The sequence below is a fragment of the Sphingomonas phyllosphaerae genome (assembly GCF_029623345.1).
Taxonomy (GTDB): Bacteria; Pseudomonadota; Alphaproteobacteria; order Sphingomonadales; family Sphingomonadaceae; genus Sphingomonas; species Sphingomonas phyllosphaerae_C.
In genome coordinates this window covers 44,527-61,836 of the sequence record NZ_JAPYKH010000015.1, presented here as the reverse complement: position 1 = coordinate 61,836, position 17,310 = coordinate 44,527, and the positions used below count along the sequence as shown (strand labels likewise).

At 63.2% G+C, this 17,310-nt stretch carries 15 protein-coding genes and 1 pseudogene; 8 read left to right on the top strand and 8 right to left on the bottom strand.

What is annotated here, in order from left to right:
• Positions 1–92: 92 nt before the first annotated feature.
• Genes QBJ89_RS14390 through QBJ89_RS14380 form a run of 3 tightly spaced genes read right to left on the bottom strand, consistent with a single transcriptional unit; the run spans position 93 to position 2,681 of the window.
• Complete coding sequence (locus tag QBJ89_RS14390; protein ID WP_277981165.1) at positions 93–1,226, bottom strand: glycoside hydrolase family 130 protein; 1,134 nt, start codon at positions 1,224–1,226, stop codon at positions 93–95.
• A gap of 37 nt (positions 1,227–1,263) precedes the next feature.
• Positions 1,264–2,142 (bottom strand): FecR family protein, encoded by an 879-nt coding sequence (locus QBJ89_RS14385; protein WP_277981164.1) that lies wholly within the window; start codon positions 2,140–2,142, stop codon positions 1,264–1,266.
• An 11-nt stretch (positions 2,143–2,153) separates the two neighbouring features.
• Positions 2,154–2,681: a sigma-70 family RNA polymerase sigma factor gene (locus QBJ89_RS14380; protein WP_277981163.1), complete on the bottom strand. Its 528-nt coding sequence runs from the start codon at positions 2,679–2,681 to the stop codon at positions 2,154–2,156.
• A 193-nt stretch (positions 2,682–2,874) separates the two neighbouring features.
• On the opposite strand from QBJ89_RS14380, the gene QBJ89_RS14375 reads away from it, so the two are divergent.
• The 3 genes from QBJ89_RS14375 to QBJ89_RS14365 all read left to right on the top strand — a co-directional run bounded on the left by QBJ89_RS14375 (position 2,875) and on the right by QBJ89_RS14365 (position 8,858).
• Positions 2,875–6,270: a TonB-dependent receptor gene (locus QBJ89_RS14375; protein ID WP_277981162.1), complete on the top strand. Its 3,396-nt coding sequence runs from the start codon at positions 2,875–2,877 to the stop codon at positions 6,268–6,270.
• Positions 6,271–6,346: 76 nt separating this feature from the next.
• Entirely contained in the window at positions 6,347–7,177 is an 831-nt protein-coding gene (locus QBJ89_RS14370; RefSeq protein ID WP_277981161.1) for a sugar phosphate isomerase/epimerase family protein, read from the top strand.
• A gap of 1 nt (position 7,178) precedes the next feature.
• Entirely contained in the window at positions 7,179–8,858 is a 1,680-nt protein-coding gene (locus QBJ89_RS14365) for a GMC oxidoreductase (RefSeq protein ID WP_277981160.1), read from the top strand.
• Between the two features lie 637 nt (positions 8,859–9,495).
• Here the strand turns inward: QBJ89_RS14365 and QBJ89_RS14360 are convergent.
• Together QBJ89_RS14360 and tcmP are read right to left on the bottom strand one after the other, a co-directional pair.
• Entirely contained in the window at positions 9,496–10,428 is a 933-nt protein-coding gene (locus QBJ89_RS14360; protein WP_277981159.1) for a hypothetical protein, read from the bottom strand.
• Positions 10,429–10,482: 54 nt separating this feature from the next.
• Positions 10,483–11,418: a three-Cys-motif partner protein TcmP gene (gene tcmP / locus QBJ89_RS14355; RefSeq protein ID WP_277981158.1), complete on the bottom strand. Its 936-nt coding sequence runs from the start codon at positions 11,416–11,418 to the stop codon at positions 10,483–10,485.
• 144 nt (positions 11,419–11,562) lie between these two features.
• On the opposite strand from tcmP, the gene QBJ89_RS14350 reads away from it, so the two are divergent.
• The 4 genes from QBJ89_RS14350 (at position 11,563) to rpsU (ending at position 13,649) form a co-directional block, all read left to right on the top strand.
• Complete coding sequence (locus QBJ89_RS14350) at positions 11,563–12,294, top strand: DUF5131 family protein (protein ID WP_277981157.1); 732 nt, start codon at positions 11,563–11,565, stop codon at positions 12,292–12,294.
• A gap of 233 nt (positions 12,295–12,527) precedes the next feature.
• Positions 12,528–12,962: an AlbA family DNA-binding domain-containing protein gene (locus QBJ89_RS14345; protein WP_277981156.1), complete on the top strand. Its 435-nt coding sequence runs from the start codon at positions 12,528–12,530 to the stop codon at positions 12,960–12,962.
• A gap of 117 nt (positions 12,963–13,079) precedes the next feature.
• Positions 13,080–13,253 carry a hypothetical protein gene (locus QBJ89_RS14340; protein ID WP_277981155.1) on the top strand — a complete coding sequence of 58 codons (174 nt, stop codon included), beginning with the start codon at positions 13,080–13,082 and terminating at the stop codon, positions 13,251–13,253.
• Between the two features lie 195 nt (positions 13,254–13,448).
• Positions 13,449–13,649 (top strand): 30S ribosomal protein S21, encoded by a 201-nt coding sequence (gene rpsU, locus QBJ89_RS14335; protein WP_277981154.1) that lies wholly within the window; start codon positions 13,449–13,451, stop codon positions 13,647–13,649.
• A gap of 199 nt (positions 13,650–13,848) precedes the next feature.
• On the opposite strand, the pseudogene QBJ89_RS14330 reads toward rpsU, so the two are convergent.
• Both QBJ89_RS14330 and QBJ89_RS14325 read right to left on the bottom strand, forming a co-directional pair.
• A pseudogene (locus QBJ89_RS14330) lies at positions 13,849–14,340 on the bottom strand (SDR family oxidoreductase); the annotation flags it as partial.
• Between the two features lie 232 nt (positions 14,341–14,572).
• Complete coding sequence (locus tag QBJ89_RS14325) at positions 14,573–15,292, bottom strand: Crp/Fnr family transcriptional regulator (protein ID WP_277981152.1); 720 nt, start codon at positions 15,290–15,292, stop codon at positions 14,573–14,575.
• Between the two features lie 121 nt (positions 15,293–15,413).
• Here QBJ89_RS14325 and QBJ89_RS14320 point away from each other — a divergent pair, with 121 nt between their 5' ends.
• Entirely contained in the window at positions 15,414–15,749 is a 336-nt protein-coding gene (locus QBJ89_RS14320) for a hypothetical protein (protein WP_277981151.1), read from the top strand.
• 309 nt (positions 15,750–16,058) lie between these two features.
• On the opposite strand, the gene QBJ89_RS14315 is transcribed toward QBJ89_RS14320, so the two are convergent.
• Positions 16,059–16,460 carry a BLUF domain-containing protein gene (locus QBJ89_RS14315; protein WP_277981150.1) on the bottom strand — a complete coding sequence of 134 codons (402 nt, stop codon included), beginning with the start codon at positions 16,458–16,460 and terminating at the stop codon, positions 16,059–16,061.
• Positions 16,461–17,310 lie beyond the last annotated feature (850 nt).

Here is a 17,310-nt window from a genome sequence, read left to right as displayed (position 1 = left end):
CTGATTGAGGTAGCTCGCTCCCGCGATTACCCCATGTTCATCTTGAGACTTGAGGCCCAACGGGCGTCGGCGCCATCAGGCAACGCGGCTGATCAAATCGCTCGTGCTCGTGCAACCCCCACCAGCGAGTCCGCCGAGCCGTAGTAGAGGAACCACTCGCCTCTGAACGGCACCAGACCCTCAATGAAGGTGGTGCCTGCCTGATACTGGCCGGTGCGCTCCCATGGCAAAGCGGGGCTAAAGAACGGCTCGTCGGCCCGCGACAGCACGTGTGTCAGGTCGGCGGGATCAAGCACCGCCATGCCTCCGGCGTACTCGAAGGGCGACCGGGATCGGTCGCCGCCCTCACGCGCGTTCCTGCCGTTGTAAAGCACGACGATGCCAGCCTCGGTGAGTATGGGCGGCGGCCCTACCTCGGCTAACGAACTGTCAAACCGTCCCTTGCGTGGCGCCATGACAATCTTCAGCACGCCTGGCGACGCCTCAAGCGGAGTCCAGCGGACGAGATCGTCGGAATGGGCGGCGTGGATCGCTCCCTCGCCAAACAGCATCCAGTATCGGCCGTTCAGACGCACAGCGACCATGCGGCCGTCCCGCACCTCGTGGACGACGGCGGCCGACTTGGTTCGGAAATCCTCGTACCTCGTGCCCGTGAAGGCAGACCCATGCTTGTGCCAGAACATAAGATCGCGCGACGTCGCGACGCCGATGCGCGTCGTTCGACGGTTGAACTGAGTATAGGTGCAGACGAAGGTGCCGTCGTCACGTGCCGCCAGCCGCGGATCCTCGCACCCGCCATCCCATTCGGCTTCGCGCTGATCGTCCTTCGTCGGAAATAGCACCGGGCTTGGCAGCGCCTCGAACGTCAGCCCATCTACGCTTCGCGCGAGACCCAGCCTTGAAGTGTGCCCTCCGACCTTCATGATACCTGTGTCGTCTTCCGCCCGGAAAATGACGTACACCGCATCATCCATTACGATCGCTGCAGGGTTGAAGGTGTGCAGCGCTCGCCATCGTATCGGGGCGTCGCGCATCGGACAGTGGAACACAGCCGACGGATCGGGACGGAGGATCGGCTGGGCCCCAGCGACGCGTTGGAAGTTGGGGCCGATACCCGCAGTCCCTCGTGACTCCGCGGCGAGGACGCGTGCAGAGGCCAGCAGTGGAAGCGAGGCCATCGCGGTCAGCACCGATCGGCGCCCTAGCCCGTCTGCCGTCAAGGTCATGCCCGCTCCTTTCTTGTTGAATCTGGCCGGCGCGGCGTCAGCTCGCGATTTGCTTGCCGCCGGCAACGGCGGCAGAGCGTCGGCCAAGGACCACCTGGCTCGCGTCGCGCCTGAGCACCTGCAGATCGAAGTAGGTGCTCAGCGCCGCGCTCACGGCGTCGACGTCTCCGGCGCGGAAGACGCCGCTGATCTGAGCGTGCTGCAGCTCGGGCTCTGCCACGACGATCTTGGTGGCCGAATAGCGGTTGACCTCGGCAAGCGCGTCGAAGAGCGTCAGCCCGCTCAGGTCGACGAGCCGGCGCTGCCACGCCAGCGCGGCATCCAGGCGCACGCGGACCGGCCTGCTCAGCGACCCTCCTGCGAGCCTGACCTGCTCCCCAGGAGCCGTAAGTCGCCTGTCCTGCTCGCGGCGGTCATCCGCAGCCTCGACGAGCACCTTCCCGTGCATCAGCGTAACGGCCGTTCGGCCAGGCAGGGCCACCACGTCGAACGCAGTGCCGAGCGCGGTCACGCTCATCCTGTGCGCCGTGACCCGGAACGGTCTGGACGCGTCATGCGCCACGCTGAACTGCGCCTCACCCCTGACCAGGTCCAGCTCGCGTCCGAACCAGCCGAGCCTAACGCGCACCGCGGTACCGGTATTCAGCCGCACCACGCTACCGTCGGCGAGTGCCACCTGGCGCATCTGTCCCACTTGGGTCTCGTACGTCTCGGTGCTCGGCTGCAGCATGAGGACCGCCACGGCAGCCGCTGCGGCAAGCGCGCCGCCCAGCGACCATCGGTTCACGGCAGCGTGTCGCCACCTTGCTGCACGGCGGAGCCTGATCTGCTCCGCAGCGGCGTACTCGCGTGCTTCACGGACGACCGCGCTCCCGCGCAGGCCTTCGAGCGCGTGCCAAATGGGTTCGTTGTCCACAGGTCCTGTGCTCATCGCTGGCCGCCATTCGCTTCGCGCATCCGTCGGCGGCAGTGCTCCAGAGCGGCCCGGATGTGCTTCTCAACCATAGAGACGGACAGGCCGAGCATTTCCGCAATCTCGGCGTGCGATCGGCCATCAAAGCGAAAGAGGACCAGTGCGGCCCTACGCTTCTCGGGCAGCTCCTTTAGCGCCTTCTCCAGCACAGCAAGCTGCTGACGGGAGGAGAGCACCTGCCATGCGTCGGGATCGTCGATGGCCACGTTCTCGTCCATGTCGCCGGCGTACATGGCCCTCGTGAGGGCGGCGCGCCCACGATCGCGCACGAGGTTTGTCGCGACGGTGTGCAGGAACGCGCCCTCGTCTCGGATCGGTGCACGTTCGCTCGCGCTGGCGAGCCGCACGTACGCGTCCTGGACGACGTCCTCCGCGTCCTGCGCGCCCATCTTTCGACGGACGGACGCGAGCAGGCGCTTGTACAGGCCGCGTTCCCCGAACGACGCCGTCGCCATCTCGCGTGCTGTCGGCGCCTTCGCCACAGACGTCCTCTCTCGTTGTGTTTTCGCGGACGGACCACGGCAATCCGCCGGCTGTCAACGGATATCGTAAGATCAATTATTTTTATGGCAGCGATTGCGGGTTGGCTCACGTGGCCCGTCAAACATGTCAGGCGCAACGGCGCACGGCCTGGTCGATCCGCAACCGCGGGAGGCCTGTGGGAGGGGATAGATCATGAGGCGCAATGCAGTGCGGTTGCTCGTAACCGCTTCGGCGATCGTCATTGCCGGAACGAACACGGTATCCGCACAGACGACCAGTACGTCGACTCAGTCTCTCGCTCCGCTCGGCATGATCCTGAAGCAGTTGGCACGGCAGAATGGCCTGCAGATCCTGTTCGCCGACGACGATGTCGCCGGCAAGATGTCACGGCTGCCGGCCTCGCCTGCTGCTCCTGCCGAGGCGCTTGAGCGAGTACTTGCCGGAAGCGGGCTGACCGCCACGTCGGCGGGGCATAACACCTTCGTCATTCGCGGCGCGCCGCGGCGCACCGTCGCCCTGCGCATCAGTCAGCAGGTACCTGCCGCCACGGCTTCCGCACCCGCAGCCCCGATTGCGGCGCCTGCGGAGCAGGTCGGTAGCGTCGTGGAGGACGAGCCCGTCGCCGACATCGTCGTCACCGGCATCCGCGCTTCGCAGGCTCGATCGATCGAGGTGAAGCGGAACGCTGACAGCGTCGTCGAGGCGATCAGCGCGCAGGACATCGGCAAGCTGCCGGACGTGACGATTTCCGACTCTCTCCAGCGCGTGCCGGGGGTCCAGATCAGGCGCGACGCCGGCGAGGGCGCCTCGGTCAACATCCGCGGACTTCCCCAGGTCACGACGCTGCTGAACGGCGAGCAGTTCCTCGGCGCTGCGTCGGTCACCACGGTGCAACCGAACTTCACCGACATCCCGTCGCAGCTCTTCTCGGGAGCGACCGTTTTCAAGTCGCCGACCGCCTCGCTTCAGCAGGCCGGTCTGTCCGGCACGGTCGACCTGCTGACGCGACGGCCGTTCGACCTGAAGAAGGGCCTGACGGTCGCTGCAGCAGCGGAAGGTCAGTATGGTGACCGGACCGAGCGGTGGAACCCGTCCTTCAACGGGCTCGTGTCGTACAACAGCGGCCGTTTCGGCTTCCTCGCATCGGCAGCCTACAGCGACCTGGATCTGTCGAATAGCCTGCAGGGCATCCGGGACGCGGGCGTCAACATACGCAACGAGTTCGGAAGGGACCCGGCCAACGGCTCGCCCGCTCTTCCCGGCGACTTCGCCGTGGGCAACAACGGCGTCAATCGGGGCACTCCGGTCCGCGACGCCAGCGGAGCGCTGCTCGGCTACGACCTGAACGGCGATGGCGATGCCAACGACACCTACCTGACGCCCGGATCGCACGCGTCCTGGACGCGCATCACCAGCCGCCAGCGGTTTGGCGCTAATGCGTCGTTCCAATACCAGTTCAACGACTCGCTGCGGCTGACCGCCGACGGCTTCTACACGCGGCAGCTACAGTATGATCGCACCTCGGGCACGCTGTTCGAGCCGGTGGACTCGCAGACCGCTCCCTTCGTGCCGACCGCCTCGCGCGACACCGGCGCGCAGGTCTCGCAGGTGGTCAACCTGGGCGGAGGCCAGACCGAGCGGCGGCTGTTTAACCTGAACACAATCCAGAGCTACCTCTACGACCAGCCCAACTTCGACAGCTACTCCGAGACGTTCCGCATCAAGACGGAATCGCAGAACTACAATCTCCAACTCGACTGGCAGGGCGACGGCATCAAGGCCACCGCGCGCGCCATCTACGGCAAGGCGACCCGTCGGCTCGATCAGTCCTACGCGCAGTTCAGCCTGACCGACGGCTTTCAGTGGGCGTATCAGGGAGTCGGCAACTACCCGGCGTCGGACGGTGGCGACCGGCGCTTCAACCCGACCGGCTACCGGGTCTACAGCCAGAAGGCGACGATCGACTACACCAGCGGGCTGCCGGTCTACACCTTCCCGCAGACGTTCCTGGATCAGACGCAGGACGCCTCCCGCTACGGCCTGAAGACGCTTACCTCGCAGAACAACCTTCGCCAGAACGGTGACCTGTGGGCACTCCGCGGTGATCTCGAGTGGGAGCCCAGCAGCGAGCTGCGGATCAAGGCCGGCGGTCGTTACGGGGAGCGGAGCGTCGACCAGTTCTCGTTCGAGCGGGTGTCGCCCCGCTACGCCGGGAACACCGACAATCCGCAGAACCCTGCCGCGGGCTGCCTGATCAAGTGGAAGGCGTTCGACGTCAACATGAACAACCCGGCGTGTCGGGTACTCGACGCGCAGGGCAATGCCTACACGGCCGGGCTGACGCGGCAGCTGAACGACCCCGCGTTCCGGGACAACCTCAAGCAGGTCAAGCTGCCGGCCAAGGGCACGCCCACGGTCTGGGTGCTTGACCCCAAGGCTATGGACGACGCAGCGGCCTTCCACGAGGCGCTCTACCCTGGGAGCCGCGAGAACGTGAACCCCGCGGACTCGTTCTCGATCGATCTGCGGCAGATCTCCGGGTACGTCGAAGTAGCCGGAGAGGGCGAGCTCGCCGGCCTGCCGTTCCGGGCGAACGGCGGCATCCGCGTCGTCAACACGCGCTTCAAGGTTCGGCAGAATATCGTCGGCGCACCGCAGCCCTATGGTGTCTCCGGCGTGGACGCCGGCGACATCTTCACGGACCGCGACTTCACCGACATCCTGCCCGCGTTCAACATCGCGCTGGACGTGACGGACAAGCTCCGTGCCCGCGCGGCGTTCGCGAAGACCATGACGCTGCTCGACTTCTCGCAATGGGGTGGCGGGCTCAACGTCAACTACGCGATCGATACGACCTTCAACCCGCCGATCTTCGCGGCAAACGGCGCTACCTCGCGGGGGAACCCGCAGCTCGACCCGTGGCGCGCCGACAATGTCGAGGCCAGCCTCGAATATTACACCGGTCGCTCTAGCCTTGTCGCCGCCGGCGCCTTCTACATCAGCGTGGATAGCTTCATCGCGAACGCCACCATCAACCGCGACGACCTGCCCGACAACGACGGCGTGATACGCCGCACGGTCCCGGTGAACACGGTCGTCCAGGGTGCGGGCGGAACGCTGAAGGGCATCGAGCTGTCCGCGCGCCAGTCGCTGGGCGACTATGGCGTGGACGGACCGCTCGGCGGCTTCGGCCTCGACGCCAACTACACGCTTTCGCTCGGAAGGACCGGCCGGGTCGATCTCGCGGGTGACGATCAGCCGTTCCAGGACAATTCGAAGCACCAGATCAACGCGGCGCTCTGGTACGAGAAGTACGGTTTCCAGGCGCGTCTCGCGTACAACTATCGCTCTAAGCGCCTCGTCTCGTCCGACTACAACGGCATCGTCGGCCTCGCGCTATACCAGCGCCCCACTCAGTACCTCGACGCGTCCGTCTCGTACGACGTGCTGCCCAACATCACGCTGTACGGCCAGGCCTCGAACCTGAGCGGAGAGACCGAGCGCTACTATCTGACCTTCCCGGACCAGGCGATGTACCAGAACATCTACGAGCGCCGCTTCACGGCGGGTGTCAGGGCTCGCTTCTGATGCGTCGGCTGCGAGAGCGACCATTGGCCGCATGCCGGCCCCTTCCAACCTCGACCGCGAGGACGATCGACCTATGATGGACAGACGCACCTTCATCGGCGCCGCGACCGCCCTTGCGGCCGCGCCGGCAGCCGCCCGGAGGGCCGAACATGCGATCGGCCTGCAGCTCTACACTCTGCGGACCCTCTTCGAGCCCGACCCCGTCGGTACGCTCGAGAAGGTTGCGCGGATCGGCTATCGCGAGGTCGAGTATGGCGGCGGCGGGTACGACCGCATGGACCACGCCATGCTTCGGCGGACCATGGACAGGCTGGGTCTGCGCGCGCCATCGATCCACGTCGGCATCGAGGGCATTCGGGAGAACTTCGCCGCCTCGGTGACAATGGCGCGTGCGCTCGGCGCCGACACGCTGATCCTTGCCAGCGTCGACGCCGCCTCCCGAACCGATGAGGGATGGAAGAAGGCGGTCGAACTCATGAACGGTCGCTCCAGTGAGCTGCAGGCGCAGGGGCTGAGCTTCGCCTACCACAACCACGACTGGGAGTTCACCGACCAGTCGGGCGGCATGCCTCTGTTCGACTACCTCGTCGCAAACGGCGACCCGTCGCTCGTCAAGCTGGAGCTCGATGTCTTCTGGGCGATCAAAGCGGGGCGCGAACCGGAGGCGATCGTCCGCCGCGTGCCAGGTCGAATCTACGCATACCACGTCAAGGACATGACCGCCGCAGGCGCGATGACCAGCGTCGGTCTCGGCAAGCTCGACTATGCGACGCTGTTCAGGCTTAATCGAGCGGCCGGCGTCCAGCACTTCTACGTCGAGAATGACCGCAGCCCTGCCCCCTACCTGCCTGACGTCACGACGAGCTACGGCACCGTTCGACGGCTGCTGCGGCAGGCCGGGGCCTGACGTGGCGGTGACCGATCGCTTCGACGCCATCGTCGTCGGATCCGGCGTCAGCGGTGGCTGGGCCGCAAAGGAGCTGACCGAGAAGGGTCTGCGCGTGCTCATGCTCGATCGCGGCCGGATGGTGGAGCATGGCACCGACTATACCTACGACGGCAAGCCGCCGTTCGAGATCCCGGCGCGCGATCACATGCCCGCGCCGCTCGTCGCGAGCGACTATTTCATCGCCACGCACGGCTATGTCTCGCCTGCCAACCAGCACCTCCACAACAACGATCGGCTGAACCCCTACGCCTTTGACGAAGGCGACAAGTTCTACTGGATCCGCCCCGGCGCGGTCGGCGGCAAGTCGCTAATCTGGGGACGCTGGACGTTCCGTTGGGCTCCGCACGACTTCGAGGCGAACAAGCGTGACGGTCACGGCATCGACTGGCCGATCCGCTACGACGACGTTGCGCCATGGTACAGCTATGTCGAGCGCTACATCGGCGTGTCGGGCTCCCGTGAGAACCTGCGCGAGCTGCCCGACAGCGAGTTCATGCCGCCACTATCGATGAACATCGCTGAGGAGTGGGTGAAGCCGCGGCTCGAGGCAGCCTTTCCCGGCCGCAAGCTGATCCACTCGCGCATGAGTAACATCACCGAGGACAAGCCCGACCAGAACCGGAGCAAGTGCCAGTACAGATGGCAATGCGCCCGCGGCTGCTCGTTCGGCGCCTATTTCTCCAGTCAGGCGGTGACGCTCCCCGCAGCACAGGCGACAGGCCGCTTTAGTCTTCGGTCGGATGCGGTGGTCACGAACCTCGAGTACGATCCAGCTGCGAAGCGCGTCACCGGTGTTCGGGTAGTCGACACCACGACGGGGAACGCCGAGGTAATTGCGGCGCGGCTCGTGTTTCTCTGCGCCTCCGCGATGGCCTCCGTCCAGATTCTGCTCAACAGTCGAGCAGCCGACGGCAGGAGCCATTTTGACCGGAGCGGGACACTCGGGCGGTACGTCATGGATCACATTTTCCGGGTCAACATCAGCGGCGATGTCCCCGGCATGACCGAGTACATCGAGTACGGGCGCCGGCCGGGGGGCGTCTACGTACCGCGTTTCCGGAACATCGCCGGCGACGACGGCGTCCCGTTCCGCCGAGGCTACGCCTATCAGGGGCGTGCCTCCCGCAACCCCGCGAAGCCAGTTGGCTTCGGCGCGTCGATGAAGCAGGGGATGCGGCAGTACGATGGTTGGCGTTTCGGGCTGAGCGGCTACGGGGAGTGCCTGCCGTACGAGGACAACAGGGCATCGCTGCACCCGGAAAAGGTCGATCGCTTCGGGGTTCCCCTCATGAAGTTCAACGTCACCTTCCGCGACAACGAGATGAAGATGATGACCGACGCACGCGAGCAGGGTGAGGCCATGCTGCGCGGTGCTGGCGTCCTGAACGTCAGGAGCGAGCGACTGGAGCACGTTCCGGGTGACGGCATCCACGAGATGGGAGGGGCGCGGATGGGGGCTGATCCACGAGCTTCCGTCCTGAACGGCTGGAGCCAGGCGCACGATGCGTCCAATCTCTTCGTCACTGACGGAGCGCAGATGGCCTCGTCGTCGTGCGTCAATCCGTCCCTCACGTTCATGGCGATGAGCGCGCGAGCTGCCGGTTTCGCCGTTAGACAGATGCGAGCCGGGGCACTCTGAGGAGCGCGAAAAGCAGCCCGCTTGCCGCGCAGAAAGGACTAGGAAGGAGCAATCGCCAGCTCGTCGCAGCAAGATCCGTTAGCCCGTCAACCATCAAGATGGCTGCTGACGGGCACAGCTGCAGCTTGGAGCTGCATCCTCCCGACTTGGCCCGGCAGTGTCCCCACGCCGGGCCAACTTTTCTCGCCGACGGAAGCCGTCCGGATAGGCGAGGCTAAGCCGCCAACGGCAAAAGCGGCTGCCGGCGTCGCTATTAGGGTTGGACTGCTGGTGTGCAGCGACCCAGAACTGGTCACTCAGGCCCATCCGCCGGCTGCCCAACTCCGGTCACTCGTTCATATCGGCCCGAGACATTCGACCGGTCCGCGCAGCTGTCTGGCTGGCGTAACCTCACAGAAGATCGGCACGCATTGCCAATATGCCGGAGCTGCGGGATCATCAGCGGACCAGCGGGGGGCCGGGGCGTTATGGCGAGCAGGCAGGGAATCACGCGAGCGTTCCGCGCTTGCTGGGCACCTGCGTCGGGACGCACTACTCCATGCGCTCGAGCCGGCGATCGTCGGCGTTCTTCATTATTTTAGTGGGCGCTGTCAAAGCTAATGAAGCTGCGGCGCTCCCCAGGGTAGAGATTGGCATCTCAGCCCCTTCGTAGAAACGCTAGCACCGCTGCTATCCCGAAGACGATGAGCACGATCGGAACAATGACCGCATTGATGGCCGCGGCCACAGAGAGCAGGAACAGGCCTACGAAACTCCAGAAAATCATCACCGCAGCAACGCCCCCGAGCATGCCAGTGACCTTGATCGTTTTGACGGCTTTCTCGGTCGCGGTCGGCACTGGAGCTGGCTTGGGGGCAACTCCCCAGGTTTGAAGCTGGGTCATGCACGCGCGGTTCACAGATTCGACTCGTGATTTTAGACCTCGCTGAAGAAGTTCTCGCGAGCGACGATACTGGTATCCCGAGTAGTCCGTGTCGTCCGCGCCCTGAGCGTAGAAGAGCGCGAGCGGCAGATAATCCCTGCTGGCGACCTGAGCCTCATCGTCGGCATACTGATCGACGATTTCCCGGTCCTGCACGGAGAGCTCGCGGATCGGGACATGTCGCACCAGATAGGATGCCGCCGACATGCGGGACAGCGATCGGACGCTCACATCCTTTGCCCCGCGCTCCAGTTTGCGAAGGATGCCCAGTGCTCGCTGCGGGTCGGGAGGGAGGACCGAGCGCATCGTGTCGCCATCGAGAAGGTAGGTGGCGAGATACCAGCGAGCGCTCTCGCTTCCACCAGCGACGGCGGCCTCAAGATGCCGAAGCGCGGTTGCCGGATCGGCATCGACAGCCCATCCGCGGCGATAGCAGTCGTGGAGTATCATTAGCGCGGTCGGGACGAACATCGGCCCATCGGCGATTTTTTGGATCGCAGGCAGATGGAAACGTGCCGTCTCTTCGTCAGCACGCATCCGATGCGAGATAATCTTCGTCTGCGTCTCGGTGGCCGAAGGATCACCGGTGCCTCTGGCCCAACCGTCCATTAGCTGCTGACGGAGGCGTTCCTCGTGCTGCATGTCCAACTTCAGATCTTTCGTCCGCGAGGATATTTCTGCTTCGACCAACGGTCGGCTTGATCACCGCCCACCATACTTCTTCACCTGCGCCGCGACGCCCTTCTCAATCAAGTCGATGGCCCGCTGGTTTTTGTTGCCGCTGAGCAGGAAGAGGGAGAACTGCTGGAGCTTGCGGTGGGTCAGGATAGGGATCGGGCGGGATACGAAGCTGAAGATCGTCCGGAGGCGTTCCCCCGCGAACTCCTCCACGCTCCCGGCATTGGCGATCCGCTTCGGACCGGCACGGTTGGCGGCCTCGAAGAGATCAGCTGGCGCCTCCTGCGGCTGCTGGTAGAAACGCTGCTCCCAATCGGCCGTGCCGAAGATCTCGCCGAGGGCCGCCCGCTTGCCGGGATCGAGCATGCGGTGGTCGTGGCTGAGTTGGCGAAGGGCGGCGTGAAGGGGAAAGAGATACCAGACGTCGGCGCGCTCGGTCTCGGCGAGGAAGCGTAGCGTCTCCCAGCGGACGGACATGCCGTAGGGATCGAGGAAGACGACCGCTCGCTGCAGGGTGGTTCGTCCACGCTGCTGCCACGGGCCGTTCTCGAAGATGCTCTTGAGCTCGCCGTTAGCGTCGCCGGGGACGCATCTGATGTCGCGGTGTGGAAATTCGGTTCTGAGGGCCTCCAGGGCGGCGAAGCGACCGGGATCCTTCTCGATGAAGACCAAGTGGCGGAATGGCGGATCGACGGCGATAGCCCGCCGTGCAGAGCCGTCGAGCCGCAACCGCTCGATGGTGGCGTCAGGTTGAGCGAACAACCCACCATCGTCGATCTCGATCGTGCGATCACCCGTTCCGGCGAAGGCGTCGACATACCAGGTCTCGAAGGGGTTGTCGGGCGAAGGTCTGGCCTTCAGCGCCTGGGTGTAGAAGTTGAGGTAGTCCGAGACGGCGTCAAGCTTGATTTCGGTCCATCCGCCTCCGAACTGGTGCTCGGCACGCTCGATCGTCGCCATGTCGCTGACCTCGGGTCGTCATCGACCGGTGAGTTCCAGCCGTCGAACAATAACTTGACTTCGGCGACGAGCCTTGTCCAGCGCCTTGCGATGTGATTCGCGATATGGCACCGTTTGTAGGCTGTTCCTGAGTGGGGATTTGAGATGGCGGACGGCAGTGCGATCGAATGGACGGACGCGACTTGGAACCCCGTGACGGGATGTACCAAGATCACGGCCGGCTGCGACAACTGCTACGCCTCCCGTTTCTCCGAGCGGTTCCGGGGCGTGCCCGGGCATCCCTTCGAGAGCGGCTTCGACCTGACGCTCCGATCCGAACGGCTTGAGCAGCCGCTGGCCTGGCGGCGGTCGCGCATGATCTTCGTCAACTCGATGAGCGACCTGTTCCACAAGCAGGTGCCGACGGCGTTCGTGGATCAGGTGTTCGACACCATGGAGCGGGCTGACTGGCACGTGTTCCAGGTGTTGACAAAGCGTTCTTCGCTGATGCGCGACTATCTGTTGCGCCGTTACGCGGAGCACTCTGCGCCGGCGCACATCTGGTTTGGGGTTTCGGTCGAGGAGGCCGCCGCCAGGTCGCGCATCGATCATCTGCGCCAGGCGCCGGCTGCCGTTCGCTTCCTGTCGCTCGAGCCGCTGATTGGGGCCGTCGGAGAGATGGACCTCGGCGGCATCCACTGGGTCATCGCTGGTGGTGAGAGTGGCCCGGGCGCCCGTCCGATGCATATCGACTGGGCTCGTGAGGTGAGGAACGAATGCGCCCGCCAGGCGGTCCCGTTCTTCTTCAAGCAGTGGGGCGGACCACGACCCAAGTCAGGTGGCCGCGAGCTCGATGGCCGGGAGTGGAATGAGATGCCCGTCAGTGCAGCGGCTTGATGATCGTGTTCGTCCCGCGCTTCCGCTGACGGTTGCATTCAGGATAAGGGTAGGCGCCGCAGTCAGCGAGCAATAGGCTCAAGCACACGCTGGAAGAGTAGGAGATCGTTCTCCACTACAGCCACAACAGACAGGAGATGGACGTGGCGGATGAAGAGAAGCCTATTCACGGGTTCAAGGAAGCCTTGGCCAACGTGTTTCAGGATCCCACGCGCGATAGTGTGAGGTAGCTGTTGAGGCAGAACACGGGCGAAGCCGCGAACCTCGACTTGAAGGTGGATTGGCCGTCGGACGATAAACTAGTCCGACACGTGCTGGCGCTCGGGAACAGTGGGGGCGGCTGCTTGGTCATAGGCGTTGGGGAGCGAGCGGACATGACCCTTGATCTGGTCGGCCTCGTCGCCATGAGGGATAAGGTCGACGTAACGAAGAAGCTGCACGCCCTCGTTCCTGACGCGCTTCGAAAGGATCTGGCGATCCATGATTTCGCCTACGACAGTTCGGACTACGGAGCCCTGCAGGGAAAGAAATTCCAGCTCGTTCTCGTATTGCCAGATTCCGAGCACATGCCGTTCGTTGCGGAGAGCGGCAGTGGGGAGGCCCGCCGAGGCGCCGTCTACGTCCGCCGTGGCACGGAGAGCGTTGAGGCCAGCCAGTCCGAGCTTTAACGCATCATCAATGATCGCCTGGAGACTGGCAGGTCCACTGCCGCGGCCCTGAGCCTCGCAGAACATCTCGATCAGCTCGAGGTTCTTGAAGACCGCATTCCGCGACACATCGCGACCATGAGCGCGTCTAGCATTCTAAAGACGCTTGCCAATCTCAACATGAGCGGCTTGCTCGGCACGGGCGGCAGCGCGCCGAACCCGAATTTCCCGAAAGAGGGCCTGAAGGCTTTTGTCACTCGCATGTTCGAGGCGAAAAAGAGACGTATAGAGCGCGAGCTGGATGTTGATTAGTTGCTGTAGGCTGCAAGGCGTCGCAAAGCCAGTCGCGGATCGGGATGACCGTGTCGCCTTCGCGGATGTGCGGTCCTGCCGAGCCGCTGCGCGGTGAAGACGCGCTCGACAACCGTCCGCCCTCTTGGCGGCCAGTCCGTCCCGGAGTAACGCACGACGCGAACAGCGCCGATCAGAGCTCAGGAAAGAGTCCGTATGCTAATTACCGTTCGGGACAACAACGTCGACCAAGCACTTCGCGCTTTAAAGAAGAAGCTTCAGCGCGAGGGCATATACCGTGAGATGAAGCTGCGCCGCCACTACGAGAAGCCATCTGAGAAGCGGGCGCGTGAGCATGCCGCCGCGATCAGCCGAGCTCGAAAGGCCGATAGGAAGCGCCAAGAGCGGGATCGCTGAGCGGATCCTTCGCCCCCGCGTGATCTAGGCTTACAGGCAGCTTCGGCGTTGGTTACGTAGCAGCGGTAGATGTGTCCCACGCGATGGACCCGGCCAGCCTCGAAGGCCGGCCAGGTCTCGGGACAGGTCCCACTCATGGTTGGGCCATGTGGCTGCGCACCTCGCCTGCGCCGATGATGCCGATGGTGGCCACGCGATCTCAGGCTCCGAACGCACCATCGATGGTGTGCATGGCGCCGGTGACGAAGCTAGCCGCTGGCCCGGCCAGCCATGCCACCAAGCCTGCGATCTCCTCGGGCCGCCCGTGGCGCTTGATCGCCATAAAGCCGTGCATCAGGTACTTCATTGGCCCGCTCTCTGGGTTCGCGTCGGTATTGATCGGGCCGGGTTGCACGACGTTGATCGTAATTCCGTGGGGGCCAAAATCGCGCGCCAGCCCGCGCGCCATGCCTTCCAACGCCGACTTGCTGAGCGCGTAGGAAGCCATGCCAGGCACGGGCATCCTGTCGCCGTTCACCGACCCGATCACGATCATCCGCCCGCCTTCAGGCATGTGCCGGGCTGCCTCGACCGAGGCATGATAGGGGGCGTGCACGTTGACCCTGAACAGGCGATCGACTTCGTCCGGATCTTGCTCAAGCGCATCGCCGGTGAGGGCAAAGCCAGAGTTCACGACCAGCACGGCTAGCGCATCGGCGCGTTGAAGTCCGACGCTCACCCCAGTGAACCCAGGCTGCTAGACATCATGACAATTTGCGGGGCGGCAGAGGCTTTCAGCAGGGGCAGGAAGGGCTGTGTCGCCCGGATCGCGCCAAACACGTTGACCTCGTAGATCGCCCGCATCAGCTTGGTTAGCGGGAACTTCTGAAGGACGTTGAGGGAAGCGAAGCCCGTGCCGAAATCGTCGAATGCGATTTGGGCCCCTAGGCGGGTGAGCGCGCGCGGCGGTGAAGATAATTTTCATCAAAGCCTGCGACTGAGGCGAGAGCTGACGGATTCATAACGGACATCGACCCGCGACGAAGGCTGATGATGTCACGCGTCCGTAGCTCGCGCAGCATGCGGTTTATATGCACCGGTGTCATGCCAAGCGCATCCGCGAGGATAATCTGAGAAAATGGAATTTCAAAGGTCGTTGAGGTAAGATCCCCGCCGCGCGCACGTACGAACAACTCACAGATTAGATGCGCCACACGCTCGATGCTAGAGCGACGTCCCATGCTGACGATCCAGGCACGCAGCGTTCCCTCGTCCGCAAGCTGAGCGATGTACATCGCTTTCGCAATACCGCGATATCTGTCCAGCAGCTCATCCATGTGCGTGCGCGATATGGTCGCGACCCGGGCGGGAGTGATCGTCTGGATGCTGTGATCCATCTGCGCAAGCAAGCCGATGTGCAGGTCGCAGGCGTCGCCCGGCATCAAGAACGCCATGATCTGACGAGAGCCGTTCGGCAGGACCTTGTACCGCATCGCCCAACCTTCGAGCATCACGAAGACGGGTCCGGGCCGATCCCCCTCGCGGATCAGATCGGTCTTCGTGGTTATTTTGCGAGACGTCGACGTCGCACGCGTCAGCGCGTCGACCTCCGCTTCGCTCAACGCGACGTAATGGCCAAGCTTGTCGATAAACCGATTCTGCATCAAGAAAGGCCTACTGGCATACCTAGCTGATGAATATTGCTAGATTTTATTGATTAGGATCAACAAAGGACTGGCTAAATAGGTCCATTCCTGCCATTATCGTTCCATCGTCGACACGTGCATGGGCGCCGACGGCTGGGAGCAGCTTACTCTCGCCTGCTTGCGGAGCGCGACGGACGTGATGGAAGAGGCGACACCAAGAGCCGATATCGTGAACCCGCATGCAGGCGACCAAGGCTTGGGCGAAGCCGCGTTGCTGCTCATTGAAAGCCTGCTTCACGGCCTTATCGCACGCGCCGTGCTCTCCACCGACGAGGCAATCAGGATTGTCGACATTGCCGCTGACACCAGGCGCGAGTTGGCGCACGAGCGCGACGATGATCTCAGCTTGAGCGAGCGATCGATAGGCGCCTTGCTGGCGATCGCCAGCAGCCTCCGCACTGATGTGCCAGATTGAGGCAAGCCAGCCACTGACTAGTACGTCAACAGAGCCACTGCGAAGTCCTTAGTGCGGCCCCAACGACTGCAGCCTTTGCTCAAGGACGTCAGCACGCTCGCTCAACTCACGATCCATGATCAGTAGAGCCATTTGCGCTGACCCATCGTCGATCGCACGTGCGATATTTCGACACTGTAGCGCCATGCGGCGGAGTAGCGCAACATCGCTGTCATCACCGATCTCAACCATGGTGCATCCCACAGCGGCGGCATCGCAGGAAAAGAACTACGTAGACGTCCTCCAACGAGAACGCCATGCTACAAACCATCATCTGAAAAGTTTTGCAAACCCGATGAAGTATGCCCTAGCCTTGATATCCGACAAGCCCGCGACAGAGGACTTCACTACCTCGACGGCGTTGGTGCTGCGTGGATCATCATTGGTCAACGGACAACTCATTGGTAATCGAGCAAACTCTCGATTTCGCACCTCCCTGCTGCTCAGAATCTCAATACCGAAATGTCGTTGATCAGACATGATCCGTGCGAAGGTGTTTTCCAATACCTTCACCTCACCTTCAAGAGCAGATAAAAACCGCGCTCCGTCATATAGGAAAAGTCCGGTAATCTCCTCTACTGCATTCCTGAGCGCCGCTTGATCACATAGGCGTGCCACGTCGTCGCTCGACAGGCTTCGGGCGGCCCTGCTAGTGAAAACGATCTGGTGCAACGCGCCCCGCCCTTTCCGATCCGGTGGGTAGATAGCACCACGCTCCTGCACTTATACGCCAGGATCTATATACTCGATCAATGTTGTAAAAAAGCGTTTCGCCGAGTGGCAGGCAGACGTCTTCCGCACGAAGCGCTGGTGTGAATGACGTTTGCCCGCTTCGGCAAACGTACAAGGTCGTACTAACCCACTTAGGATCAGTGATAGGTAACTACTGCCCGAAAACGGAAGTGCCCGCGACTGGGCCGAAGTAAACAGGAGGGTGTTGCCAAAGCAACCGCACCTGGCGCGAGGCGGACGAATTTTCAAGCCGTTCGCTTGCTCGATGGCAGGCGAACGTAGGCAATCTCGGAACCATCTCGAGTGAGTTCGCGGCACTGACGTCCTTAGCATAGTAGCTGAAGCACCTTAGGATGCACTTGCCTTTGACCGCTCTTGTAGCCGGTGCGTTTGGTCTGACCGAGCCTACGCCAGCGCGGCGCCTAGGCATGTCGCCTACCAGATCCTCACAGCTATCCGCATGAGCGACTTGGATGCCGCGGCGGGACGGGACGAGGTTTGCTAAGCGCTAGATCGCCGGCAGGCTGTCTAATTCGCTTCCATCCTGATGATTGGAGCGGGCATGGCCGCCCATCATCGGCCCCCGCCCGCTAGCTGTGCTATCTGGAGGACGTTATCACGCAGACCGGCGGCAATGCGATATCACGCAGACCGGCGGCAATGCGATCAGTGTGGTGCAGGCGGCCTAGCCGCTGCTCTGGTCCGGAAACGACGTGCAGCAACAAAGCGACTTGATCTCGCTCATACCGTTTGCTTATTATCACGGAGCAATGTTGCAGTAGGTGCGCTT